At 58.0% G+C, this 20,874-nt stretch carries 25 protein-coding genes and 1 tRNA gene; 13 read left to right on the plus strand and 13 right to left on the minus strand.

What is annotated here, in order from left to right; genetic code table 11:
* Positions 1-35: 35 nt before the first annotated feature.
* From GOV80_RS19015 to GOV80_RS19030, 4 genes are all read right to left on the minus strand, one after another.
* Positions 36-1,241 carry a site-specific integrase gene (locus tag GOV80_RS19015; RefSeq protein ID WP_170787104.1) on the minus strand — a complete coding sequence of 402 codons (1,206 nt, stop codon included), beginning with the start codon at positions 1,239-1,241 and terminating at the stop codon, positions 36-38.
* Positions 1,177-1,659 (minus strand): hypothetical protein, encoded by a 483-nt coding sequence (locus GOV80_RS19020; RefSeq protein ID WP_170787106.1) that lies wholly within the window; start codon positions 1,657-1,659, stop codon positions 1,177-1,179. The genes GOV80_RS19015 and GOV80_RS19020 overlap by 65 nt, the downstream gene beginning before the upstream one ends.
* Positions 1,660-1,941: 282 nt before the next feature.
* Positions 1,942-2,017: transfer RNA gene (locus GOV80_RS19025), tRNA-Ala, on the minus strand.
* Between the two features lie 141 nt (positions 2,018-2,158).
* Positions 2,159-2,485, minus strand: coding sequence for a TIGR02300 family protein (locus GOV80_RS19030; RefSeq protein ID WP_170775209.1), 327 nt, complete (start codon positions 2,483-2,485; stop codon positions 2,159-2,161).
* A gap of 100 nt (positions 2,486-2,585) precedes the next feature.
* Here GOV80_RS19030 and GOV80_RS19035 point away from each other — a divergent pair, with 100 nt between their 5' ends.
* The 3 genes from GOV80_RS19035 to GOV80_RS19045 all read left to right on the plus strand — a co-directional run bounded on the left by GOV80_RS19035 (position 2,586) and on the right by GOV80_RS19045 (position 5,198).
* Positions 2,586-3,281, plus strand: a complete 696-nt coding sequence (locus GOV80_RS19035; RefSeq protein WP_170775207.1) for a M48 family metallopeptidase — start codon at positions 2,586-2,588, stop codon at positions 3,279-3,281.
* A gap of 30 nt (positions 3,282-3,311) precedes the next feature.
* Positions 3,312-3,959, plus strand: coding sequence for a GntR family transcriptional regulator (locus tag GOV80_RS19040; protein WP_170775205.1), 648 nt, complete (start codon positions 3,312-3,314; stop codon positions 3,957-3,959).
* A 111-nt stretch (positions 3,960-4,070) separates the two neighbouring features.
* The gene (locus tag GOV80_RS19045) at positions 4,071-5,198 is read left to right on the plus strand and encodes a lytic murein transglycosylase (RefSeq protein ID WP_170787108.1); all 1,128 of its coding nucleotides are present in this window, start codon (positions 4,071-4,073) and stop codon (positions 5,196-5,198) included.
* A gap of 2 nt (positions 5,199-5,200) precedes the next feature.
* Here the strand turns inward: GOV80_RS19045 and GOV80_RS19050 are convergent, their stop codons facing one another.
* Together GOV80_RS19050 and GOV80_RS19055 are read right to left on the minus strand one after the other, a co-directional pair.
* Entirely contained in the window at positions 5,201-6,163 is a 963-nt protein-coding gene (locus GOV80_RS19050; protein ID WP_170787110.1) for an acetyl-CoA carboxylase carboxyltransferase subunit alpha, read from the minus strand.
* A gap of 89 nt (positions 6,164-6,252) precedes the next feature.
* The gene (locus GOV80_RS19055) at positions 6,253-6,849 is read right to left on the minus strand and encodes a LysE family translocator (protein ID WP_170787112.1); all 597 of its coding nucleotides are present in this window, start codon (positions 6,847-6,849) and stop codon (positions 6,253-6,255) included.
* A 72-nt stretch (positions 6,850-6,921) separates the two neighbouring features.
* Here GOV80_RS19055 and GOV80_RS19060 point away from each other — a divergent pair, with 72 nt between their 5' ends.
* Both GOV80_RS19060 and GOV80_RS19065 read left to right on the plus strand, forming a co-directional pair.
* On the plus strand, positions 6,922-7,374 hold the full coding sequence (locus GOV80_RS19060) for an Lrp/AsnC family transcriptional regulator (RefSeq protein WP_170775197.1): 453 nt from the start codon (positions 6,922-6,924) through the stop codon (positions 7,372-7,374).
* Between the two features lie 133 nt (positions 7,375-7,507).
* Positions 7,508-8,086 carry a PA14 domain-containing protein gene (locus GOV80_RS19065; protein WP_170775195.1) on the plus strand — a complete coding sequence of 193 codons (579 nt, stop codon included), beginning with the start codon at positions 7,508-7,510 and terminating at the stop codon, positions 8,084-8,086.
* A gap of 29 nt (positions 8,087-8,115) precedes the next feature.
* Here the strand turns inward: GOV80_RS19065 and GOV80_RS19070 are convergent, their stop codons facing one another.
* Positions 8,116-9,078: an L-malyl-CoA/beta-methylmalyl-CoA lyase gene (locus GOV80_RS19070; protein WP_170787114.1), complete on the minus strand. Its 963-nt coding sequence runs from the start codon at positions 9,076-9,078 to the stop codon at positions 8,116-8,118.
* Between the two features lie 295 nt (positions 9,079-9,373).
* On the opposite strand from GOV80_RS19070, the gene dgcN reads away from it, so the two are divergent.
* From dgcN to GOV80_RS19085, 3 genes are all read left to right on the plus strand, one after another.
* Positions 9,374-10,375: an N-acetyltransferase DgcN gene (dgcN, locus tag GOV80_RS19075; RefSeq protein WP_170787116.1), complete on the plus strand. Its 1,002-nt coding sequence runs from the start codon at positions 9,374-9,376 to the stop codon at positions 10,373-10,375.
* A gap of 62 nt (positions 10,376-10,437) precedes the next feature.
* A complete protein-coding gene (gene dgcA, locus GOV80_RS19080) occupies positions 10,438-11,403 on the plus strand; it encodes an N-acetyl-D-Glu racemase DgcA (RefSeq protein ID WP_170787118.1) in 966 nt (321 codons plus the stop codon).
* Between the two features lie 10 nt (positions 11,404-11,413).
* A complete protein-coding gene (locus GOV80_RS19085) occupies positions 11,414-12,274 on the plus strand; it encodes a D-amino-acid transaminase (RefSeq protein WP_170787120.1) in 861 nt (286 codons plus the stop codon).
* A 43-nt stretch (positions 12,275-12,317) separates the two neighbouring features.
* Here GOV80_RS19085 and GOV80_RS19090 read toward each other — a convergent pair whose 3' ends face one another.
* The 3 genes from GOV80_RS19090 to GOV80_RS19100 all read right to left on the minus strand — a co-directional run bounded on the left by GOV80_RS19090 (position 12,318) and on the right by GOV80_RS19100 (position 13,742).
* Positions 12,318-12,632 (minus strand): DUF1244 domain-containing protein, encoded by a 315-nt coding sequence (locus tag GOV80_RS19090; RefSeq protein WP_170754950.1) that lies wholly within the window; start codon positions 12,630-12,632, stop codon positions 12,318-12,320.
* A 73-nt stretch (positions 12,633-12,705) separates the two neighbouring features.
* Complete coding sequence (locus GOV80_RS19095; protein ID WP_170787122.1) at positions 12,706-12,945, minus strand: DUF6868 family protein; 240 nt, start codon at positions 12,943-12,945, stop codon at positions 12,706-12,708.
* A 59-nt stretch (positions 12,946-13,004) separates the two neighbouring features.
* Positions 13,005-13,742: an N-formylglutamate amidohydrolase gene (locus GOV80_RS19100; protein ID WP_170787124.1), complete on the minus strand. Its 738-nt coding sequence runs from the start codon at positions 13,740-13,742 to the stop codon at positions 13,005-13,007.
* A gap of 133 nt (positions 13,743-13,875) precedes the next feature.
* Here GOV80_RS19100 and pyk point away from each other — a divergent pair, with 133 nt between their 5' ends.
* The 5 genes from pyk (at position 13,876) to rplT (ending at position 18,298) form a co-directional block, all read left to right on the plus strand.
* Entirely contained in the window at positions 13,876-15,321 is a 1,446-nt protein-coding gene (gene pyk, locus GOV80_RS19105) for a pyruvate kinase (RefSeq protein WP_170787126.1), read from the plus strand.
* A 210-nt stretch (positions 15,322-15,531) separates the two neighbouring features.
* Positions 15,532-15,969 (plus strand): universal stress protein, encoded by a 438-nt coding sequence (locus tag GOV80_RS19110; RefSeq protein WP_170775177.1) that lies wholly within the window; start codon positions 15,532-15,534, stop codon positions 15,967-15,969.
* Between the two features lie 14 nt (positions 15,970-15,983).
* Complete coding sequence (locus GOV80_RS19115; RefSeq protein ID WP_170787128.1) at positions 15,984-17,534, plus strand: alanine/glycine:cation symporter family protein; 1,551 nt, start codon at positions 15,984-15,986, stop codon at positions 17,532-17,534.
* 183 nt (positions 17,535-17,717) lie between these two features.
* The gene (rpmI, locus tag GOV80_RS19120; RefSeq protein ID WP_010443552.1) at positions 17,718-17,918 is read left to right on the plus strand and encodes a 50S ribosomal protein L35; all 201 of its coding nucleotides are present in this window, start codon (positions 17,718-17,720) and stop codon (positions 17,916-17,918) included.
* A 14-nt stretch (positions 17,919-17,932) separates the two neighbouring features.
* On the plus strand, positions 17,933-18,298 hold the full coding sequence (gene rplT, locus GOV80_RS19125) for a 50S ribosomal protein L20 (RefSeq protein ID WP_008756009.1): 366 nt from the start codon (positions 17,933-17,935) through the stop codon (positions 18,296-18,298).
* Positions 18,299-18,418: 120 nt separating this feature from the next.
* On the opposite strand, the gene GOV80_RS19130 is transcribed toward rplT, so the two are convergent.
* The 3 genes from GOV80_RS19130 to GOV80_RS19140 all read right to left on the minus strand — a co-directional run bounded on the left by GOV80_RS19130 (position 18,419) and on the right by GOV80_RS19140 (position 20,808).
* The gene (locus tag GOV80_RS19130) at positions 18,419-18,745 is read right to left on the minus strand and encodes a hypothetical protein (protein ID WP_170787129.1); all 327 of its coding nucleotides are present in this window, start codon (positions 18,743-18,745) and stop codon (positions 18,419-18,421) included.
* A 106-nt stretch (positions 18,746-18,851) separates the two neighbouring features.
* The gene (locus GOV80_RS19135; RefSeq protein ID WP_170787131.1) at positions 18,852-19,298 is read right to left on the minus strand and encodes a hypothetical protein; all 447 of its coding nucleotides are present in this window, start codon (positions 19,296-19,298) and stop codon (positions 18,852-18,854) included.
* Positions 19,299-19,416: 118 nt separating this feature from the next.
* Positions 19,417-20,808 carry an aminotransferase family protein gene (locus tag GOV80_RS19140; RefSeq protein WP_170787133.1) on the minus strand — a complete coding sequence of 464 codons (1,392 nt, stop codon included), beginning with the start codon at positions 20,806-20,808 and terminating at the stop codon, positions 19,417-19,419.
* Between the last annotated feature and the right edge of the window lie 66 nt (positions 20,809-20,874).

The following is a 20,874-nucleotide window of genomic DNA, read 5'->3' on the forward strand; positions in this document are numbered from 1 at the left end:
GCCACAACTAGCACGTCAACTCCCGTTACGGTTATTCATGGTTTAATCAATTCCCTTTTTGCTTGAAAAGCTAAATGGCAGTTTTGTTTGCCAGAATACTTCTCGCTGTTGGCTGAATTGGCTTGGTGTATAAGCCTATGGGTGACTGCTATGTGATCAAGCGCAAGGTCAAAAAAAGTCAATTTTCGTACCGCTTCATGGAGGACTGGTAGTGGTACATGCCCATCACCGTAACGCCCAGCCATGCCGGGTAATGCGTGACCCAGTAGGATGTCGTTGATGTCAGGGTTTATCCCTGCGTGACGGCAGGCATCTTTGAAGTTATGTCGGAACGAATGGAAAGATGTCTTGCTCGTCTTCGCGCCGATCCTGTCAATGTAGCGGCTAAAGTCTTTGCTGGCCTGATCTGAGTAGTAGCCAGTCGCTCCTAGCTTTAGTTCAGGGAATACCCGCTCGTGGCCTCCTTTTCGCTGAGCCTCTACGAAGCGGAGGAAGCCAAGCCGGACTAACTCGGGGTGTATGGGCACAAGTCTGCTTTTTCCGAACTTGACGCGCTGATCCTCATTGCCTTCGTGGACCCGGATGAAGGGCACACCTTCTTCTTGGTCGATATCGTCAACGCGCAACTGGCACAGTTCGTTCAGTCTTGCGCCTGTCCATAGGCCCAGTAAAGGAAGCCAATACCAACTGGTATCGCTGAGGTCTGTATCTCCCGGCACCGTGCGGAACCGTCTCGATTTGCATCCGGTGTACAGGGGGCTGTTGAAGATGGTGTGCAGTTGCTCTTTGCTAAACGGGTCATGTTGGTTTCTGGCTTTATGGTTGTCATCTACCTTCATCGGCCCAAAGATGTCTGCTACCTCTTCGTCCAACTGTTTGTCCGCCCACTTCCATATCCCTTGCAGCCTTCCCAAGGCTTTGTTGACTGTACTTGCAGATAGTCTTGGCAACCCGTGGTCTTTGGCGGCTTGTATGGCGTCTCTAGGAGATAGGCCAATCGTTTGCGGCAGTTTGTTCCTGTTGCAGGGTAGCTCAAGCAGCACGTTCTTAAAGTCGCGCGCGTCAGCTTTTTTGTAGTCGAGAATTGGCCGGTCGCCTTGTAATTCTATGAAGAGGTCTGTCCAAGCCTGATAGTCGTTCAGCAGCTTGGCTGACCATTGACCTGTCTGTTCCGCCTCAGCTTTTCTCCCGGCAAACAGGAGAGACAGTAGCGGGCCAGAAGCCGCCTCTGGAGGTTTCATTGAAACTTTGATTGAGGTCGCCGGAACTAGGTTGAACGCTTTCAGCGGGGCTCACAGGAGCGCTGGGCGGCTCATCAAAATCGTACTTCTCGAAGGTCTTATTGTGTTCCAGCAGGGTCTTGGCTAACGCCAATTGAGCTTTCTTGATTTCACCTAGGATAAGAAAAGCGTCTTCACGCGACTTGGGCTGTTTGACCCCTGTGCCGTTACAAAACTTATCAAGTTCTGAACGAGCATGGTCTCTGCCAAGCAATTCCCAGTATTCTTCGTTGTCCGTCTCATGAAGGCGGATGGTGTCAACGATGCGTTCCTTCTCTAGCTCGGTATACGGGCCGATCTCATCCCTACGTGTCTTTGCCTTTTCCAGTATTGCCTTGAAGTGCTCACGCACTTTGGTGCGCAGTTCGCCGTGGTTCATGCCCGATGCTTCTATGTGCTTTGCTATTGTGTCGCCGCACACTGCAAGACGCCGTGCCAGAGTACCAGCCTCTTTAGGGCATCTTGTGCCCAACGACACGCGAAGGGTCCGACGTGTGGTACTTGGTCTAGTGCAGGGATTTGGTCTTGTGTCGGGCAGGGGCCAACGGAAGTAGTAGATGCCGTGTCTGGACAGCGAAAGGTACGCATGCAGCTTCATTTTGTGTTACACCTGTGTGTCACACCGCTCTAATGCTTGCTATCTAGTTGTATTGTTAGGTTTTGGTGGAGCCTAGGGGAGTCGAACCCCTGACCTCTTGCATGCCATGCAAGCGCTCTCCCAACTGAGCTAAGGCCCCATCAAGGTACTGCTTAAGCAGTGGGCGGACGTTTATGAGACGGCGGCGATGAGTGCAAGTCCAAAAAAGGAATTCTGGAAAAAACTTTCGCCCCAATATCCGGGATGGTTCGAGGCGACGCAGGGTCGCCTCTGAACGGGATCAGTTTTCGTCTTCCGACGACATGTCGGTGATGTCGTCCAGCGAAACATCATCATTGCTGTCGTCATCATCATCCAGCAGGTCATCGTCCAGATCGACATCGACATTGTCGTCATCGTCCAGAACCAGGTCTTCGTCCGACGCTTTCTCGCGCGCTTTGGCCGATGCCGCATCTTCCGCGTCAGCAGCAATCATCCGGCTTTTGCCGGTGTCCAGTTCCACGATCTCGCCGGTATAGGGGCTGACGATCGGGTCCTTGTTCAGGTCGTAAAACCGCTTGCCGGTTGTCGGGCAAACGCGCTTTACGCCCCATTCTTCCTTGGGCATGTGAAATCCCCTTGATATCAGGTGAGTCGTAATAACGATTCAGGTCACGTGCCACATGCAGCGGGCACTGTCAAAGCCTTTGAGCAGGAGAAACCGACCCATGGGGGATCACGCCTTACCGGGAACGCCTCGGGTCCCGTTGACGTTGCGAAAATCGGCGCGTGCGCGGCGGATCAGCCTGCGGATTTCCCAACTGGACGGGCGGGTTACGCTGACCTACCCGCAAGGGGTGCCCGAGGCCGAAGCGCTGAGTTTTGCGCGCGCCAAGGAGGATTGGATCAGGCAGCACCTGCAAGACCGTCCTGACCCCGAACAGGTTCAGATCGGTCAGAGCATACCGGTGGAAGGGGTTGACCGGCGAATCGTTGAGGCACAGGGGCGTCGCGTTGCCTTGGTGGGCGGTGAGATCGCGGTGCCCAAAGGGTCGGAGGGGCGCAGGCTGGCTCGGTTCCTCAAGGAATTGGCACGCGACCGGCTGACTGAGGCCTGTGATGATTATGCGGCAATGCTGGGGCGGGACTATTCTAGCCTGACCATCCGGGACACGCGGTCGCGGTGGGGCTCATGCAGTTCGGCGGGCGGGTTGATGTTTTCCTGGCGTCTGATCCTCGCCCCGTCCGAGATCCTGCATTATGTCGCCGCGCACGAGGTGGCACATTTGGTCGAGATGAACCATTCTCCAGCGTTCTGGGCGCAGGTGGAAAGGATTTTCGGCGACTACCGGGATCAAAGGCGCTGGCTGCGCGACAACGGGGCGCAGCTTCATCACTATAGATTTGATAGCCCGCCGAGTTGACGGCGGGGCTGGATGTGATCACATGGGCACATGCAGAGCCCTCGTTCCTCCGACTCGCAGACCGCGACACATGACCGGATCTATCGGGCGCTGCGCGCGCGGATCATGCATGGCGAGATTGCACCGGGCCACGCGCTGACCTTGCGTGGGATCGGCAAAGAGTTTGGTGTATCCATGACGCCCGCCCGCGAGGCGGTGCGGCGGTTGGCAGCCGAAGGGGCGCTGTTCCTGTCCTCGTCCGGGCGCGTTTCGACGCCTGAGTTGACCAATGACCGGATCGAAGAACTTGCCGCCCTGCGCGCACTGCTAGAGGTCGAATTGGCTAGCCGCGCCTTGCCGCGTGCCCATATTGCCCTGATCGACCGGTTGCAGAGCATCAACATGACCGTGGCCGAAATGGTCACGAAAAGGGACGCGGTGGGCTATATTCGCACCAATCTGGAGTTTCATCGCACGCTTTATCTGCGGGCGCAAGCGCCGGCGATGCTGGCGATTGCCGAGACGGTCTGGTTGCAGTTGGGGCCGACTATGCGCGCGCTTTATGGGCGTTTGCGCCGGACCGAGCCGCCGCATTACCACAAGCTGATTATCGCCGCGCTGAAAGCAGGGGACGAGCCGGGATTGCGTCTAGCTGTGCGGTCGGACGTGACCCAGGGGCTGCGGATGCTGGTCAGCTAGGCGGCTTGCCGCCGAAGGGCCTGTTGCTGGGCGAATGGATGACACTTTGCTGGCTTGGGTCCGGCCGCTGCTGTAGTCTGGTTCCAATCAAAACAAGAGCAGATTTCAGCCATGATCAATCGTCGGGTATTTTCCATCGGCCTCGGGGCGTCCCTTTTGACAGCTTGCACGGAAGGGGCGCAAACAACCGCCCCCGCATCGCGGATGCGCGCTGTTCCGAATGCAGGTTGGGACGCTTGGGTCGCAAGCTTCAAAAACCGCGCTGCGGCGCAGGGCATCTCGCAAAGCACACTCGATCGGGCCTTTCAGGGGGCGGGCTATTTGCCGGGCGTGATCGAGCGTGATCGCAATCAGGTCGAATTTAAGCGCTCGCTTGAGGATTATCTGGCCATCGCCGCCTCGGACGAACGGATCGAGACCGGCAAGCAAATGATGGTGCGTCACGCCGGAACCTTGTCGCAGATTGAATCGCAATATGGTGTCGACAAAGAGGTTGTGGTCGCGGTTTGGGGGCTGGAGAGCCGCTATGGCGCGCGGCGAGGCGATATTCCCGTGATCTCGGCGACGTCAACGCTGGCTTATGACGGGCGGCGGGGCGCCTTTTTTGAAAAGCAATTGATCGCGGCGCTTCAGATCATACAGGAGGGCGACACGACCCCTGCCAGCATGACCGGCAGTTGGGCCGGGGCGATGGGGCACACGCAGTTTATTCCGACCTCGTATCTGGCCTTCGCGGTGGATCATACCGGCGATGGACGGCGTGATATCTGGTCTGATGACCCGGCAGACTCATTGGCTTCGACCGCAGCCTACCTTGCCCGTTCGGGTTGGGTGCGTGGCCAGCCTTGGGGGGGAGAGGTTGGGACTGTGTCCGGCACGCCAGTCGCGGTGCTGCAACCGCAGGTGCCGGGGCCGCGCATTGCTGTGTTCCGCAATTTTCAGGTGATCAAGCGCTATAACAACTCGGATAGCTACGCGATCGGTGTTGGGCACCTGTCCGACCGGATTGCCGGCGGCGCACCCTTTCAGGCCTCATTCGGCCCGGACAAGACAGGTCTGACTTTGGAGGATCGGAAAGAGTTGCAGCGTCGCCTGACCGCGGCGGGCTATGACACGCAGGGCGCGGATGGAGTGGTTGGAAATAACACCAAAACCGCCATCAGCGCCTATCAACGCGCCAACGGCCTTTCGGTGACGGGCACGCCCTCGGTCGCGTTGCTGCGTCGGTTGGGGGGCTAAGCCTACGCGGCTAGCCCTTTCTCGCCGATATCCAGGAATTTCTGGCGGCGGTGCTGAAGCAGCGCGGCGGCATCCTTGCCGTCCAGCTCTTTCAGCATGTCCGTGATGGCTGCGCGCACCGATTCCACGGTGGCCGGACGATCGCGGTGGGCACCGCCTTTAGGTTCCGAGATGATCCGGTCGCATACGCCCAGCTTATACAGATCCTGCGCCGTCAGGCGCAGTGCCTCGGCCGCTTCGCGCATCTTTTCAGCGTCCTTCCAAAGGATCGAGGCGCAGCCCTCGGGCGAGATCACCGAATAGACCGAGTGTTCCAGCATCGCCACCTTGTTGGCCGTCGCAAAGGCAACCGCACCGCCCGATCCACCTTCGCCGATGATGACCGAGACCAGCGGTACGCCGATCTTCAAGCACATCTCGGTCGACCGCGCGATAGCCTCGGACTGGCCCCGTTCCTCGGCCCCTTTGCCGGGGTAGGCGCCAGCGGTGTCGATCAGGGTGATCACCGGCAGGCCAAAACGCCCCGCCATCTCCATCAGGCGCACGGCTTTGCGATAGCCCTCGGGGCGCGCCATACCGAAATTCCGTTCGATCCGCGATTTGGTGTCGGACCCCTTTTCGTGACCGATCACCATGACAGGCTGGTCGTTGAAGCGGGCCAGCCCGCCGATCACGGCCAGGTCGTCGGCAAAGTTCCGGTCGCCCGCCAGAGGGGTGAATTCCGTAAACAATTCTTTGACATAGTCCTGACAATGGGGGCGTTCGGGGTGACGCGCCACCTGGCATTTCCGCCAGGGGGTCAGATCGCTGTACAGCTCATCCAGCAGTTTGACAGCCTTGGCGTCCAGCGCGGCGGCTTCTTCGGCCACGTCCATCTCTTCGTTGGCGCGGGCCAAGGCGCGCAATTCCTCGGCCTTGCCTTCGATCTCGGCCAGGGGTTTTTCGAAATCCAGATATTGGGTCATGACGCCTCTCAACGCGGAAATTCATTGCTATATGACCTGACGTCGCGAGGGATGCAACTCAACAGCAGTTTTCCGCACCAAAAGGCTGTCTAGCCCGGCCACAGGATCGGGTAGAGCGACAGGACCAAAAGCGCGGCCATTGTCCAGTTGAACACCACCAGCCTTCGTGCGTTTGTCAGCAGCCGGGCCATCTGCTGTCCCAGTACTGTCCATGTGCTGACCGAGGGCAGGTTCACCGCACCAAACACCAAAGCAACAGTGATGATCGCGCCCATCGTGTGGTTGGGCGTGTAGACCGTCGTCGCCGTCAAGGCCATTGTCCACGCTTTGGGGTTGACCCACTGGAAAGCGGCGGCTTGCCCAAATGTCATTGGCGTTCCTTCGGTTTCGCCCCTGGTCGCTGGCGCGGCGTGGGCGATTTTCCATGCAAGCCAAAGCAGATAGGCGACGGACAGAATTTTCAGTGCGCTGTGCAACAGGGGTACCCGCATAAAGACCTGCGCCAGGCCGGCTCCCACCAATAGAACCATAACGGTGAACCCGATCCCGATGCCCAGCATATGCGGGACGGTGCGGCGAAACCCGAAATTCGCACCCGAGGCCATCAGCATCAGGTTATTCGGCCCTGGCGTGATGGACGAGACGAAAGCAAACATCATCAATGCGAAAAGCAGATCATAGGTCATTGCAGGATATTTGTCCGATCCACAGCAAATGAAATTGCGAAATCGCGCAAGTTTTTCTAAGTTTCGCAATGAATGGCGAAGATTGACCAAATAAACCAACATTTATTGCGCGAGCTGTCACGCGACGGGCGTATCAGCAATCTGGAGCTTGCCGACCGGGTGGGCCTGTCTCCCTCGGCCTGTCTGAGGCGGGTGCAGGAGTTGGAGCGCGTGGGTGTCATCCAAGGCTATCGGGCGGTTCTGAACCCAGCGGCATTGGGTGTTGGGTTCGTCGCCTATATCGGAGTTGGTCTGGGCGAGCATACCAAAGCTGCACAAGAAGGGTTCGAACGCGCTTTGCAGCGTGCCCCTGAAGTGGTGGAATGTCACAACATTACCGGAACGATTGAATACCTGCTGCGGGTGGAGTGCGCGGACCTTGCCTCGTACAAAACGTTCCACACCGAAGTGCTGGGTACATTGCCGCATGTGACCTCGATCACGTCCTATGTGGTGATGGATTCGCCCAAGGATTTGCGTGCCTAACAGCGCAAATGTGAATTTTAACTGTCTTGCGAGGTTAATTCTCACATCCTAGTGTTTATCCAACTAGTGTTTATCCAATGTCCTGACCAAAATGGGGATTAACCCCAATGGGACCACACTCAGGGAGAAGACCATGAAATTCGCTCAGACCGGAGCGCTGGCCGTGACCCTGGCGATGATCGCCGGGATGGCTGTGTCCGCGCCGCTGAAATTGCAACCTGCCAATCCTCAGCCAAGCCCAAAAGCGGGTTTGAATGTGAAATATGCGTGGGAGGGGAACCCGCCGCGCAAAATCCAAAACCTGTCAAAAGTTGAGTTTTTGTTGAAAAAGGCCGAGCCTGGCCCGCCTTTAATTGGGCTCGACTATCGCGACACGAATGAAGGGGACCCGGTTCTGACTTACAATCAGGCGTTCAATGTGGCGGCTGAAGTCACCGGTTATATCAAGTTCGATTCGCCTGGAATCTATGAATTGGAAACATGGTCCAATGACGGCATTGACGCTTGGGTCGGCGGTCAGCAGATCGGCTATGTGAATGGTCGACAGGGCTGTGAAGCCAATCAACGCACAGAGGTTGAGGTGCCCAAGGCCGGTTGGTATCCGCTCAACATCAAGTATTTCCAGAAATACGGAACCTCTTGCCTGATGATGAAATGGGGCAAGCAGGGCGAGCGGTTCACCTGGACGCCAAACAACGTGTTCGGCAGGTAAGAAAGGCGCCCCGCGGGGCGCCTTTTTCGTCAGCCATTTGCAGCGATCAGCTCGGCCTGTGCCACGATCACCTCGGCCTGCTTGATCGAGGCGATATCGACCAGACGTCCTTTGTAAACGGTTGCGCCTTCGCCATTGGCCTTGGCCTGTTCCATTGCCGCCAGTATCTCGCGTGCCTCTGTAACCGCCTCGTCCGAAGGGGTGAAGACCTGATTGGCCAGCGAGATCTGCTTGGGGTGGATCGCCCATTTGCCCACCATACCCAGCGTGGCAGAACGTTTGGCCTGCGCGATATAGCCCTCATCATCCGAGAAATCGCCGAACGGGCCGTCAACGGGCAGCACGCCATGGGTGCGGCAGGCGGCGACGATGGCCGCCTGTGCCCAATGCCACGGATCGGACCAGTGCTTTTCGCCCTCGCGCAGCATGTAATAGTTTTCCTGCGTGCCGCCGATGCCGGTGGTCTGCATCCCCATCGAGGCCGCGAAGTCTGCTGCCCCAAGGCTCATGGCCTGCAGGCGCGGGGATGAGGCCGCGATGGCTTCGACATGGGCGATACCAGCGGCGGATTCGATGATGACCTCAAAGCTGATGGGCTTGGTGCGGCCCTTGGCGCGCTCGATCGCCGTGACCAGCGCGTCAACGGCATAGACGTCCTCCGCACAACCCACCTTGGGTATCATGATTTGGTCCAGACGGTCGCCGACCTGTTCCAGCAGATCAACCACGTCGCGATACCAGTAGGGCGTGTCGAGGCTGTTGATGCGGACGGACATGTATTTGCCGCCCCAGTCGATTGTGTTCAGCGCCTCGATCACATTGGCTCGGGCCACATCCTTGTCAGTGGGTGCAACGGAATCCTCAAGGTCCAAGTTGATCACGTCGGCGGCCGAGGCGGCCATTTTCGGGAACAGCTTGGTGTTCGAACCGGGACCAAACAGCTGACAACGGTTCGGGCGGGCAGGGGCGGCGGGTTGAAGGCGAAAGCTCATCTGGACCTCGTGCGGGAAAGGAAATTGCGATTTTGTTGGCTTATCTGGTATTAAATTGCGCAACGCTGCGCAAGCGTCTTTGTGCAGGCGCGGCAATGCATTCGCAGCATTCTCCAAAATACGCTGCGTCGTGGGCGGTTAAAGTTTAATCACTTTGGAAACTTGAAAAGTCTTTGCGCATTTTCGACAAACTGCGCAAAATTCTCCCAACCCAACTGACGTTGACAGAAGGATTCGCGAAACTCTCGCCTGCCGGCTCCACTAGCCTGCGTCGGAATCAAAGGAGTGCACCGCAATGATCGAGACACCGTATCTGTTGTTTTTGGGCGATGCGCCCGACCAGTTGGCCGCAAAAGTCGCCATCGGCATCCGGGACTGGCGTCCCGAGAACGCCGTGGGCCAGTACCGGATGGAGGGTTGCAAGGCCGATCTGGGTATGACCGACCTGACTCTGGCCGAGGCCAAAGCCGCCGGCGCGAAAACGCTGGTCATTGGCGTTGCCAACCGGGGCGGCGTGATCAGTGCAGCGTGGAAGAAAGTGTTGATCGAGGCGCTTGAGATGGGCTTTGATCTGGCTTCGGGCCTACATAACCTGTTGCGCGATGAGGGCGATCTGGTGGCCGCGGCGCAAACCCATGGCTGCACGTTGCACGACGTACGTGTGCCGACTGTTGGCTATCCGATTGCCAATGGTAAAAAGCGCAGCGGCAAGCGGTGTCTGGCCGTCGGGACCGATTGTTCGGCGGGTAAGATGTATACAGCCATGTCGATGGATGCCGAGATGCGCAAGCGGGGTATGAAATCCACTTTCCGCGCCACGGGGCAGACGGGGATTCTGATCACTGGTCAGGGGGTTCCGCTGGACGCGGTCGTGGCCGATTTCATGGCCGGTGCGGTCGAATACCTGACGCCCGAGAATGACGCCGATCACTGGGATCACATCGAAGGGCAGGGGTCACTGTATCATGTGTCCTATTCCGGTGTGACTATGGCGCTGATCCACGGCGGTCAGCCCGATGCGCTGATCCTGTGCCACGAGCCTACGCGGACGCATATGCGTGGCTTGCCCGAGTATTCCCTGCCGTCGCTGCCGGATCTGCGTGACGCGGCGCTGCCGCTGGCTCGGATAGCCAACCCGGCCTGTCAGGTTGTCGGTGTGTCGATTAACACCCAGAACCTGAGCGAAGACGACGCGCGTGCCTATATCGCCGAGGTTGAGGCCGAGTTAGGCTTGCCCGCCACTGACCCGTACCGCTTTGGCGCGGGTAAGCTGGTTGACGCGCTGGCGGCGCTGTAACACGATCTGGCAAAGAGTTTTCGTCGAAAAATCTTGGTCGCTCTGCTGGGGAAAGGTGTGTGATGCGGATAGACATTTCGCGGGATGTGTTTCGTTTGGCGCAGGTGTTCACCATCTCGCGCGGGTCGCGGACCGAGGCCAAGGTGCTGACCGTTCGGATCTCGGACGGGGTGCATCAGGGCTGGGGAGAATGCGTACCCTACGCGCGCTACGATGAAACGCTGGAGTCGGTTGAAGCTGAGATCGCGGGTCTGCCTGCAGACATCACCCGGCAATCGCTTATGGACCTGCTGCCCGCTGGGGCGGCGCGAAATGCCGTGGACTGCGCGCTGTGGGATATGGAGTGCAAGCGTGCAGGCAAACGCGCTTGGGACTTGGCCGGTCTGCCGGTGCCCGGCCCCGAGATCACCGCCTATACCCTGTCGCTGGACACGCCCGAGGCGATGCAGGCGCAAGCGGCCGCCAATGCGCATCGCCCGCTTCTTAAGATCAAGCTGGGCACGCCGGATGACATGCCCCGGCTTGAAGCCGTTCGCGCGGGCGCGCCGAACGCGCGGATCATCGTCGACGCGAATGAGGGTTGGTCGGCCGCTGTTTATGCCGACCTTGCCCCGCATCTGGTGCGTTTGGGTGTGGCTCTAGTCGAGCAACCCTTGCCTGCCGGTGAAGATGACGCGCTGATCGGAATGGAGCGTCCGGTGCCCGTGTGCGCCGACGAGTCCTGTCATGATCGCAGCAGCCTACCCGGTCTTAAAGGCAAGTACGATGTCGTCAACATCAAGCTCGACAAAACCGGCGGTCTGACCGAGGCTCTGGCGCTGCGGCAGCAGGCGCTGGCCGAGGGCTATAGGGTCATGGTCGGTTGCATGGTCGGCAGCTCGCTTGCGATGGCACCTGCGACCTTATTGGCGCAGGGTGCGATGGTCACAGACCTTGACGGCCCGCTTCTTCTGGCCGAAGACCGCACCAACCCGCTGATTTTTGATGACGCCGGAGTGCATCCGCCAAAAGCGGCGCTCTGGGGCTGAGGAGAGTGACATGACCCGCACCGTTTACGTGAACGGAGAGTACCTGCCCGAGACCGAGGCCAAGGTTTCGATCTTTGACCGTGGTTTTCTGATGGCCGACGCCGTTTATGAGGTGACCAGCGTGCTGGACGGCAAGCTGATCGACTTTGAAGGCCACGCGGTGCGTCTGAAACGCTCGCTGGACGAGCTGCAGATGGCCGAGCCCTGCAGCAAGGATGAACTTCTGGCAATTCACCGCAAACTGGTTGAGCTGAACGGAATCGAAGAAGGTCTGATCTATCTGCAGGTCTCGCGTGGCAGCGACGGGGACCGGGATTTTGTATTCCCTGCGGCTGACACCAAGCCGACGCTGGTTTTGTTTACGCAGAATAAGCCTGGCCTGGCCGACAGCCCGGCGGCGCAGAAGGGCGCTAAGATCATCTCGATTGATGACATTCGCTGGGGCCGCCGTGATATCAAGACAGTGCAGTTGCTTTACCCGTCGATGGGCAAGATGATGGCCAAGGCCGCCGGATGCGATGATGCGTGGATGATTGAGGATGGCTATGTCACTGAAGGCACTAGCAACAACGCCTATTTCGTCAAAAACGGCAAGATCGTGACCCGTCCGCTGTCCAACGACATCTTGCACGGGATCACCCGCAAGGCTGTGCTGCGTATGGCAGCCGAGGCGCAGATGGAAGTCGAAGAACGCCTGTTTACGATCGATGAGGCGAAAGAGGCGGATGAAGCCTTCACCACCTCGGCCAGTGCCTTTGTGATGCCTGTGGTTGAGATTGATGGGGTTTCTCTGGGCGATGGCACGCCAGGGCCGATTGCCAAGCGTCTGCGTGAGATTTATCTGGATGAAAGCCGCAAGGCGGCGATCTAAGCAAAAGGCCCGCCAAACCGGCGGGCCTTTTTGATTTCAGCGTTCAACCTTTTTTGGTGACGTTTTCGTCAAAGGCGACCTCGAAGGCGGCCTGTTTTTCGGGGCTGGCTTCGGTCTGATAATTGGCTTTCCACTCATCCATGGTCATGCCGTAGAAAATTTGACGGGCTTCGTCCTTGCCCATCTCGATGCCTTTTTCATTAGCCGCTTCCTGATACCAGCGCGACAGGCAGTTGCGGCAGAACCCGGCCAGATTCATCATGTCGATGTTCTGCACGTCGGTGCGGTCTTCCATCAGGTGTTTTTGCAACCGGCGGAAGGCTGCGGCCTGAAGTTCGATTTCGGTTTGCTTGTCCATGTGCTGACTCCGGATGACAGTATCGTTGTCCTTGACCTAGCGGCCCGGAGGCGATGTTTCAACAAACAGGATGTCAGGCCAGTTTCAAGGCCAGCCAAGGCACGATGCAAAAGATCAATGTAAGGACCTTGTAGTTGGCCAGATACCGGAAATACGCTCGTTTCACTTCCGACCGCTCCATCTGGAATAACTTGCTGTGAATGCCCGCAATCTGCTCCTGCAGCAACAGGACCATTAATGCTGTAAACAACAGCACCGCGATGTTCAGCGCGGCCATCCAACCAAAAACAGAGGTTGCGAATTCCTGGGTCATGGCGATCCCCTTTCGACGAATATATGGGGATCAGGTGGTATCCTCACAATGACGTGTGATCAAAGGTCGCTAGTATCCAGCGCGTCCTGTAACACAACGGCCAAACGTTCCGCCCAAGCCCTTTGTCCCGCGTGATCGGCGATCAGATCATTGCGCAGCTCGATCAGGGCATTGGGGCGGCCAAAGGCGGTGCAATGTTTATCAATCGCATCGCCGGGCAGAACACCAGTATAGGGCTCGTTGACGCCGACGCACAGGTCCCCTTCGGCCTCAAGCCGGTCGACCAGCGGGCGCGAAAAACGCTCGTCCGGGGTGTGCAGCACGCCAACATGCCACGGACGCGGCTCGCGCCCTCGCAACTGACGGGTGAAGGAGTGCATTGAGATGATCACCGCATGAGGCAAGGCGGCCAGCTCGGCCAAAGCGTTGTGATACGGGCGGTAACACATGTTTAGCCGCCGCTCCCGCTCGGCCGCGTCGGCGTAACGATTGCCTGGGATGATCGACCCGTCATAAAGCTTCATCAGCAGGGTCGGGTCATCCTCGCCCCGGTTCGGGTCGATCACCAGGCGCGAGAAATTGGCAGCCACCACGGGCGCGTTCAGGATTTCCCCAAGATGTTTCGAAACCTCATAGGCACCCACGTCATAGGCGATATGGCGCTCCATATCTTCGCGCGGCAGGCCAAGGTCGCCGCCGTTGATGTCGGGCGGGACGGTGTTGGTGGCATGGTCACATGTGATTAGCCAGCGCGACGGGCGATCAGCGCCGTGGATAAAAAACGGAGAATACGTCATAAGCCTGTCATCTTGTTTGTCGCAGGTGTAGGGCAGTTGCTTTGAAAAGGGAATTGCGCAATAAGCAGCTTGAAGTGATGTTTGCGGTAACATTTACGCGACACCTAAAGAAAACGTGAGGAGAGCACCACCAATGCGACGCCTGAGAAATGTGAAAATCGTGGCGACGCTGGGTCCGGCGTCGAATGACTATGACATGATCCGAGCTCTGCACGAGGCCGGGGCGGATGTGTTCCGCCTAAACATGAGCCACGGTAGCCATGATGAAATCCGCGAGCGGCACAGGATCATCCGTCAGGTTGAAAAGGATCTGGACAGCCCGATCGCCATTCTGGCCGATTTGCAAGGACCGAAACTGCGTGTCGGCGTCTTCGCCAACGACTCTGAGGAATTGGAAGAGGGCGCGGCCTTCCGGCTGGACCTTGACCCCGAGGCTGGGGATATCAACCGCGTTTGCCTGCCGCACCCCGAGATTTTCGCGGCGCTGGAACCGGGCGCGCGTCTGCTGGTCAATGACGGTAAAATCCGCCTGATCGTACAGGATTGCGGTCAGGATTTCGCCAATTGCACGGTTGAGGTCGGGGGCACGATCTCGAACCGTAAAGGGGTGAACGTGCCCGATGTGGTGCTGCCGCTGGCGGCCCTTTCGGCGAAGGACCGTGACGATCTGGAATTTGTCTGCCAATTGGGTGTCGACTGGTTGGCGCTGAGCTTTGTGCAGCGTGCCAAGGATGTGTTCGAAGCCCGCGGGCTGGCGGATGGGCGCGCTTCGATCCTGTCGAAGATCGAAAAGCCAGCGGCGGTTGAGGCGTTTGACGACATCCTCGATGCGTCTGACGGGATCATGGTCGCGCGCGGCGATCTGGGGGTCGAACTGCCGGTTTCTGCCGTGCCGCCGATCCAGAAACGTTTGGTGCGCAAGTGCCGGGGCGCGGCCAAACCAGTGATCGTGGCCACGCAGATGCTGGAAAGCATGATCGAAAGCCCGATGCCCACGCGGGCCGAGGTCTCGGACGTGGCGACGGCGATATATGAGGGCACTGACGCCATCATGCTCAGTGCGGAATCGGCGGCGGGCTCTTACCCGGTCGAAGCGGTCCAGACCATGAACAAGGTCGCCATCGAGGTTGAGGCCGACCCGACCTATACCCAGATCATCGCGTCATCGCGGACCGCGAAAGGCACGACTATTGCAGACGGTATCGTGGCGGCGGCCCGCGAGATTGCGGAAAAGACGGATATCAAAGCGATCTGCTGTTTTACTCAAAGCGGGACCACGGCCTTGTTGACAGCGCGCGAGCGTCCTGGAGTGCCAATCATCGCCATGACCCCCGCGAAGGGCACTGCCCGCCGCTTGTGCCTCAGCTGGGGCTGCCACTGCGTCATGACACCAGAATTGGAGCGGTTCAAAGGCGCGGTTGTGAACGCGGCCCGCGCCGCTCGGTCGGGTGGGTTCGCAGCTGAAACCGACCAGATCGTGGTCACCGCAGGGGTGCCATTCAACGTTCCGGGCACGACTAATATTCTGCGGATTGCACCGTGTGATGAGCGTTTGATCTATAACACGGATCCCGGGTGATAGGTGATTTGCCTTAATTTTGGGCAAAAAAAGAATATAAAAAACATATATATAGAAAAATAGGAGGGGAAACTTTCAGTTTCCCCTCTATTTTTTGGTGTTTTTCTCGGATACTGGTTCGCGTGGGCGGTCAATTTAAAAAGTTCCAGACCCCGACTGCCCGGCCGGGGGCACGGGCCTCGGTATAATCAACAAAATTGGAGGAACACCATGACAACCAAGATTGTCATCGGACTGGACGGGACAGAAACCGGAGAACGCGCGATCGCATTTGCCAAAGATTTGGCTGAGCGGATCGGGACGTGTGAATTGCTGGTGGTTTATGTCATCGAATGGTCCCCGTTTACATTTCAGACACCGGAAGAAAACGCCCTACGTCACAAGCGCCGCGAGGAAGAGGTTGAACTGGCCACGACGCGTATCATCGCGCCTGCGGTCGATGCGCTCAAAGCCGCCGGGTTCGAGGCACATGGTATCGTGCGTCACGGCGACGTTGCAGAAACGCTCAACAAGATCACCGTCGAAAACGGCGGCACACAGATCATCGTAGGACGCGCCTCCGCCGATGGGTTCAAGAAACGCCTGTTTGGCAGCTCGACCCAAAATCTGGTCATGCATGCCGATGTGCCGGTCACGGTCGTGAACTGAGGGGAGAGACAAGAATGAGAATGCTCAAACAATTTGGCGCTTTCGCCGCTGGGGCCTTTGCCGCCGGTCCTGCCCTGGCGCAAGAGGCTCCGGGTCTCGACGAAAAGATCAATCAGGCGTTCGCCGATTTCACCGGCCCCTTCGTCAGCTTCATCTTCGCACCGTTTCCGGGAACCGGTTTCCCGTGGATCGTAGGTTGGTTGGTGATCGCCGCCACGGTGTTCACAGTTTATTTTGCCTTCGTGCAATTGCGCTTCTTCAGCCACGCGATCAGCCTTGTCAAAGGTGACTACTCCGACCCCAATGATGCAGGCGAGGTCAGCCACTTTCAGGCGCTTGCAACGGCGCTGTCGGGTACAGTCGGCCTTGGAAACATCGCCGGCGTGGCGGTGGCCATCGGTATCGGCGGGCCGGGTGCTACGTTCTGGATGATCGTCGCAGGTCTGCTGGGAATGGCCTCGAAATTCACCGAATGTACGCTGGGTGTGAAGTACCGCAACGAATACGAGGACGGTACCGTTTCGGGCGGTCCGATGTATTACATGTCCAAGGGGTTCAGTGAACTGGGCTTGCCGGGCGGTAAGATTCTGGCAGTTCTGTTCTCGATCTTCTGTATTCTTGGCGCGCTGGGTGGGGGCAATATGTTCCAGGCCAATCAGGCGCACCAGCAGATCGCGGGCATTGTCGGAGACTATCCGGGTTGGATCACAGGTCTGGTCTTTGCGGGTATCGTCTTTGCCGTGATCGTAGGCGGCCTGAAATCCATCGCCAGCGTAACCGAGAAGGTCGTGCCCTTCATGGGTGTCATGTATGTATTGGCCGCGTTGGTCATCATCATCATGCACGCGGATCAGATCGGCTGGGCTTTTGGTCAGATCTTCGCAGGTGCCTTCACCGGTCTCGGCGTGGCTGGCGGCATGGTCGGCGCGCTGATCCAGGGCTTCCGGCGTGCGGCGTTCTCGAACGAAGCAGGCGTGGGTTCTGCGGCGATTGCGCACTCGGCGGTGCGGACCAAGGAACCGATCACAGAGGGCTTTGTCTCACTGCTCGAACCGTTCATTGATACGGTCGTGATCTGTACCATGACTGCGCTGGTGATCATTATCACTCAGCAGTTGATCGTCGATCCGGCAACTGGCAACTACATGCTGAACGAAGCGGGCAACGCGATTGCCACGGTCGATGGCAATACCGGCGTCAGCCTGACCTCGGCAGCTTTCGGCAGTGCGTTTGGCTGGTTCCCGTTCATTCTGGCTATTGCCGTGGTACTGTTTGCCTTCTCGACCATGATCAGCTGGTCCTATTACGGCCTCAAGGCCTGGACCTACCTGTTTGGTGAGGGTCACACCAAAGAGCTGGTCTTCAAGATCATCTTCTGTGTGTTCGTAGTGATCGGTGCGGCGGCCAACCTTGGCCCGGTCATCGACTTCTCGGATGCGGCGATCTTTGCCATGGCGGTTGTGAACGTCTTCGCGCTGTATTTCCTGATGAAGATTGTACGTCAGGAGCTGGCGAGCTATGCGGCTCGGTTGAAAAGCGGCGAAATCCGCAAGTTCGGTCACTAAAACCTTTCACCGGGGCGGCCCGCGTCGCCCCGGTGCCTGACCAGCCGCAAAATAAGCAGATTCTGGTCCAAACCCCCTTGCCAGTATGATCGAACTTGCGTAAACGGCGCTTCTGATCGCGTGACCGGCCGAGATGGCATGCCGAGTCGCGTCTGAAACCGAACCCGAGAATAGGAGACGGAAATGCCTAAGATGAAGACCAAGTCGAGCGCCAAGAAGCGCTTTAAGGTGACTGCGACCGGTAAGGTCCTTGCTGGCCAGGCCGGCAAACGGCACGGAATGATCAAGCGGACCAAGAAATTCATCCGCGACGCCCGTGGCAACACCACCCTGTCCGCCCCCGACGCCAAGATCGTCAAGGGCTACATGCCCTACGACCGCTAAGAGGAGATACCAACATGTCCCGCGTTAAAGGTGGAACCGTAACTCACGCCCGTCACAAGAAGGTCATCAAGGCCGCCAAAGGTTACTATGGCCGCCGCAAGAGCACCTTCAAGGTTGCCCGTCAGGCCGTCGACAAGGCCAACCAGTACGCAACCCGCGACCGTAAGAACCGCAAGCGCAACTTCCGCGCGCTGTGGATCCAGCGCATCAACGCTGCTGTCCGTTCGCACGACGAGGCTCTGACCTATTCCCGCTTCATCAACGGCCTGAACCTGGCCGGTATCGAAGTGGACCGCAAAGTTCTGGCCGACCTGGCCGTGCACGAACCGGAAGCGTTCGGCGCGATCGTCGCCAAAGCCCAGGCCGCTCTGGCTGCCTGATCCTCTGCTACAGAGACAGTGAATGAAAGGCCGTCCCGTTTTGGGGCGGCCTTTTTCGTCTGGGTTTGTTAGATAATCTTTTGTTCTTATCCAGCCGATGAACCATCGTTTCCCACTAAGCTATCGGTCTTCGCTTTGCTCCTGAAACCGCTCAAACCAGAGCTCCGCGCTTTCATCAGAACATCCTAAGTTTTTGGCGATTTTCATAATCATTGAGCGTTTGGTCCTCTGCGGCTTAAGTCTCTGGATCAAAGAGATGTGCCTCAGACGCGCGGTTTCAAAGTCTTCAAAAAAGGAAGGAAGTTGCTCCGTATCAATGTCGAAGTGGTAACGTAGAGCTTTGCGAATGAACATTTCTTCAAAGCCCATGTCTTGCAGTCGGCCCGCATATTCCTTTGATGTTTCATTTGTTTGAGCGGGTAGTACCCTGTAGTCACTTTGAGTCATAGGTGTTTTCGTGTGATTTGAACGTGGCTTGGAATTAGTAGGTAGTACTGATCGGCAGTTCTGAACTGTCGTCTGCAACAAACTCGCAGAAATTTCGTCCATACAACTACTTATCTTCTTTCTTCACCAACTGCGCCGCAAAGGCCACGCCGGTCCCCGGACCTGCGTAGGTCACCATGATGACGTCATCCAGATAGACACCGTTGAATATCCCCGCGGACACGTCATCGCCCGATATCCCTGCCTCGGCCAGAACAAAGCGGGTGGGGTCGTCCAGGGAAAACGTGCCCATCGCCTCTTCGACGATCCAGTCGGTGTCTCCGATCCGCCGCCAGCGGTTGGTGGCGGTGATCAGGTTGCCGTCGAGCTTGGTGATCTCCAGCTCCATCTCGGTTTTCTGCAGGCCCTTGGCGTGGTTCGGGTTCGATTTGGCGAAACCCACCAAGTAGGTGCCGTGCCATGTGCCCACGATCTGAGGGAAACCGCTGCCTTGTTCGGCAAAGGCTGGCGCGGTGAAGGCAAGAAGGAAAGTGGTGAAAAATGCGCGGAACATCGGGTGGTCTCCTGTCTGGAATAGAAACAGGCTATCCGAGTTGCGGGCTTTGGCAAGGTTTTGTTCGGGCACAAAAAAACCGGCGCGAGGGTGCGCCGGTTTTCATCTTTCACAGGTTTTAGCCGAAGACACGCCCCAGCGCGCCGTCCACCGCATCGGTGATCTGGTCGATATCGTCCGGCGTCGCGATCAGCGCAGGCGAGAAACACAGCGTGTTGTTCCGGCCCGGAACCGAGCGGTTGGTGACGCCGATGATCACGCCCTGCGCCATACAGTCGGCGACCACGGCCTGCGCCATCTTTTCGTTCACCGGCTCGCGGCTTGCGCGGTCCGAGACCAGCTCAGCACCAAGGAACAGGCCCTTGCCGCGCACGTCGCCGATGACCTTATGCTTTTCCATCAGCCCCTGCAGGTTGCCCATCATACGCGCGCCCATGTCGGTGCAGTTCTGCAGAAGGTTCTCATCCTCGATGATCCGCATGTTTTCGATCGCTGCCGCCGGACCAGCGGTGCAGCCGCCAAAGGTCGAGATATCGCGGAAATAGTTCATCGGGTCGTCGGCATTGTCCTTGAACATGTCAAAGATTTCCTCGGTCGTGACCATGCAGGCAATCGCCGCATAGCCCGAGGCGACACCCTTGGCCATGGTCACAAAGTCAGGCTTCACGCCATATTGCTGATAGCCAAACCATGTGCCGGTACGACCAATGCCACAGACAACCTCGTCGATATGCAGAAGGATGTCGTATTTATCGCAAATCTCCTGCACGCGCTGCCAATAGCCTTCGGGGGCCTCAATGACGCCACCACCGGCGGTCACAGGCTCAAGGCACAGGGCACCAACAGTATCGGGGCCTTCGCGCAGGATGACCTCTTCGATCTGATCAGCCGCCCATTCGCCGAAATTCTCTTCAGGTGCGCCGTCTAGCTCGTGCTTGCGGTATTCCATGCAATGGGGCACGCGCACGAAATCGGGGGCAAAGGGGCCGTATTGCGCGTTGCGCTCGTCCTGACCGCCCGCCGACATCGCCGCCAGGGTCGAGCCGTGGTAGTCGCGGTCGCGGTACAGGATCTTGGTCTTCTTGCCGCCGTATTTCTTGTGGGCGATCTGACGGACCATTTTGAAGGCTTTCTCATTCGCCTCAGAACCTGAGTTCATATAGTAGACACGGCTCATTCCCGGCATCTTGCTGATCAGCTTTTCCGCAAAGATCGAGCCCGGAATCGACCCGGCCGAGTTGGCGAAATAGCACAGCTTCATTAGCTGGTCGTAGACCGCCTTGCAGATCGATTCGCGGCCATAGCCCACGTTGACCGTCCAGACCCCGCCGGATACGGCATCCAGATGTTCCTTGCCGTTCTGGTCCCAAACGCGCATTCCCTTGCCCTCGACAATGATGCGCGGGTCGTTGGTTTCAAACGGTTTATGCTGGATCAGGTGGTGCCAGATATGGGCGCGGTCGGCCTCGACCACGCGGGAAAGATCGTTTTCGTTGAACGTGCCGTCCATGACATGTCCTTTCGCAAAGTGTGGGTGCGTAAGCGGCGGAGCAGGAGCCCCGGCCCTTGACTATTC

This window comes from Ruegeria lacuscaerulensis (assembly GCF_013034685.1).
Taxonomy (GTDB): Bacteria; Pseudomonadota; Alphaproteobacteria; order Rhodobacterales; family Rhodobacteraceae; genus Ruegeria; species Ruegeria lacuscaerulensis_B.

Bases quoted from the DNA above. Each gene is read 5' to 3' on its own strand.
- GOV80_RS19015 (WP_170787104.1), bottom strand. From the start codon at position 1,241: ATGAAACCTCCAGAGGCGGCTTCTGGCCCGCTACTGTCTCTCCTGTTT.
- GOV80_RS19020 (WP_170787106.1), bottom strand. From the start codon at position 1,659: ATGAACCACGGCGAACTGCGCACCAAAGTGCGTGAGCACTTCAAGGCA.
- GOV80_RS19030 (WP_170775209.1), bottom strand. From the start codon at position 2,485: ATGCCCAAGGAAGAATGGGGCGTAAAGCGCGTTTGCCCGACAACCGGC.
- GOV80_RS19035 (WP_170775207.1), top strand. From the start codon at position 2,586: ATGGGGGATCACGCCTTACCGGGAACGCCTCGGGTCCCGTTGACGTTG.
- GOV80_RS19040 (WP_170775205.1), top strand. From the start codon at position 3,312: ATGCAGAGCCCTCGTTCCTCCGACTCGCAGACCGCGACACATGACCGG.
- GOV80_RS19045 (WP_170787108.1), top strand. From the start codon at position 4,071: ATGATCAATCGTCGGGTATTTTCCATCGGCCTCGGGGCGTCCCTTTTG.
- GOV80_RS19050 (WP_170787110.1), bottom strand. From the start codon at position 6,163: ATGACCCAATATCTGGATTTCGAAAAACCCCTGGCCGAGATCGAAGGC.
- GOV80_RS19055 (WP_170787112.1), bottom strand. From the start codon at position 6,849: ATGACCTATGATCTGCTTTTCGCATTGATGATGTTTGCTTTCGTCTCG.
- GOV80_RS19060 (WP_170775197.1), top strand. From the start codon at position 6,922: ATGGCGAAGATTGACCAAATAAACCAACATTTATTGCGCGAGCTGTCA.
- GOV80_RS19065 (WP_170775195.1), top strand. From the start codon at position 7,508: ATGAAATTCGCTCAGACCGGAGCGCTGGCCGTGACCCTGGCGATGATC.
- GOV80_RS19070 (WP_170787114.1), bottom strand. From the start codon at position 9,078: ATGAGCTTTCGCCTTCAACCCGCCGCCCCTGCCCGCCCGAACCGTTGT.
- dgcN (WP_170787116.1), top strand. From the start codon at position 9,374: ATGATCGAGACACCGTATCTGTTGTTTTTGGGCGATGCGCCCGACCAG.
- dgcA (WP_170787118.1), top strand. From the start codon at position 10,438: ATGCGGATAGACATTTCGCGGGATGTGTTTCGTTTGGCGCAGGTGTTC.
- GOV80_RS19085 (WP_170787120.1), top strand. From the start codon at position 11,414: ATGACCCGCACCGTTTACGTGAACGGAGAGTACCTGCCCGAGACCGAG.
- GOV80_RS19090 (WP_170754950.1), bottom strand. From the start codon at position 12,632: ATGGACAAGCAAACCGAAATCGAACTTCAGGCCGCAGCCTTCCGCCGG.
- GOV80_RS19095 (WP_170787122.1), bottom strand. From the start codon at position 12,945: ATGACCCAGGAATTCGCAACCTCTGTTTTTGGTTGGATGGCCGCGCTG.
- GOV80_RS19100 (WP_170787124.1), bottom strand. From the start codon at position 13,742: ATGACGTATTCTCCGTTTTTTATCCACGGCGCTGATCGCCCGTCGCGC.
- pyk (WP_170787126.1), top strand. From the start codon at position 13,876: ATGCGACGCCTGAGAAATGTGAAAATCGTGGCGACGCTGGGTCCGGCG.
- GOV80_RS19110 (WP_170775177.1), top strand. From the start codon at position 15,532: ATGACAACCAAGATTGTCATCGGACTGGACGGGACAGAAACCGGAGAA.
- GOV80_RS19115 (WP_170787128.1), top strand. From the start codon at position 15,984: ATGAGAATGCTCAAACAATTTGGCGCTTTCGCCGCTGGGGCCTTTGCC.
- rpmI (WP_010443552.1), top strand. From the start codon at position 17,718: ATGCCTAAGATGAAGACCAAGTCGAGCGCCAAGAAGCGCTTTAAGGTG.
- rplT (WP_008756009.1), top strand. From the start codon at position 17,933: ATGTCCCGCGTTAAAGGTGGAACCGTAACTCACGCCCGTCACAAGAAG.
- GOV80_RS19130 (WP_170787129.1), bottom strand. From the start codon at position 18,745: ATGACTCAAAGTGACTACAGGGTACTACCCGCTCAAACAAATGAAACA.
- GOV80_RS19135 (WP_170787131.1), bottom strand. From the start codon at position 19,298: ATGTTCCGCGCATTTTTCACCACTTTCCTTCTTGCCTTCACCGCGCCA.
- GOV80_RS19140 (WP_170787133.1), bottom strand. From the start codon at position 20,808: ATGGACGGCACGTTCAACGAAAACGATCTTTCCCGCGTGGTCGAGGCC.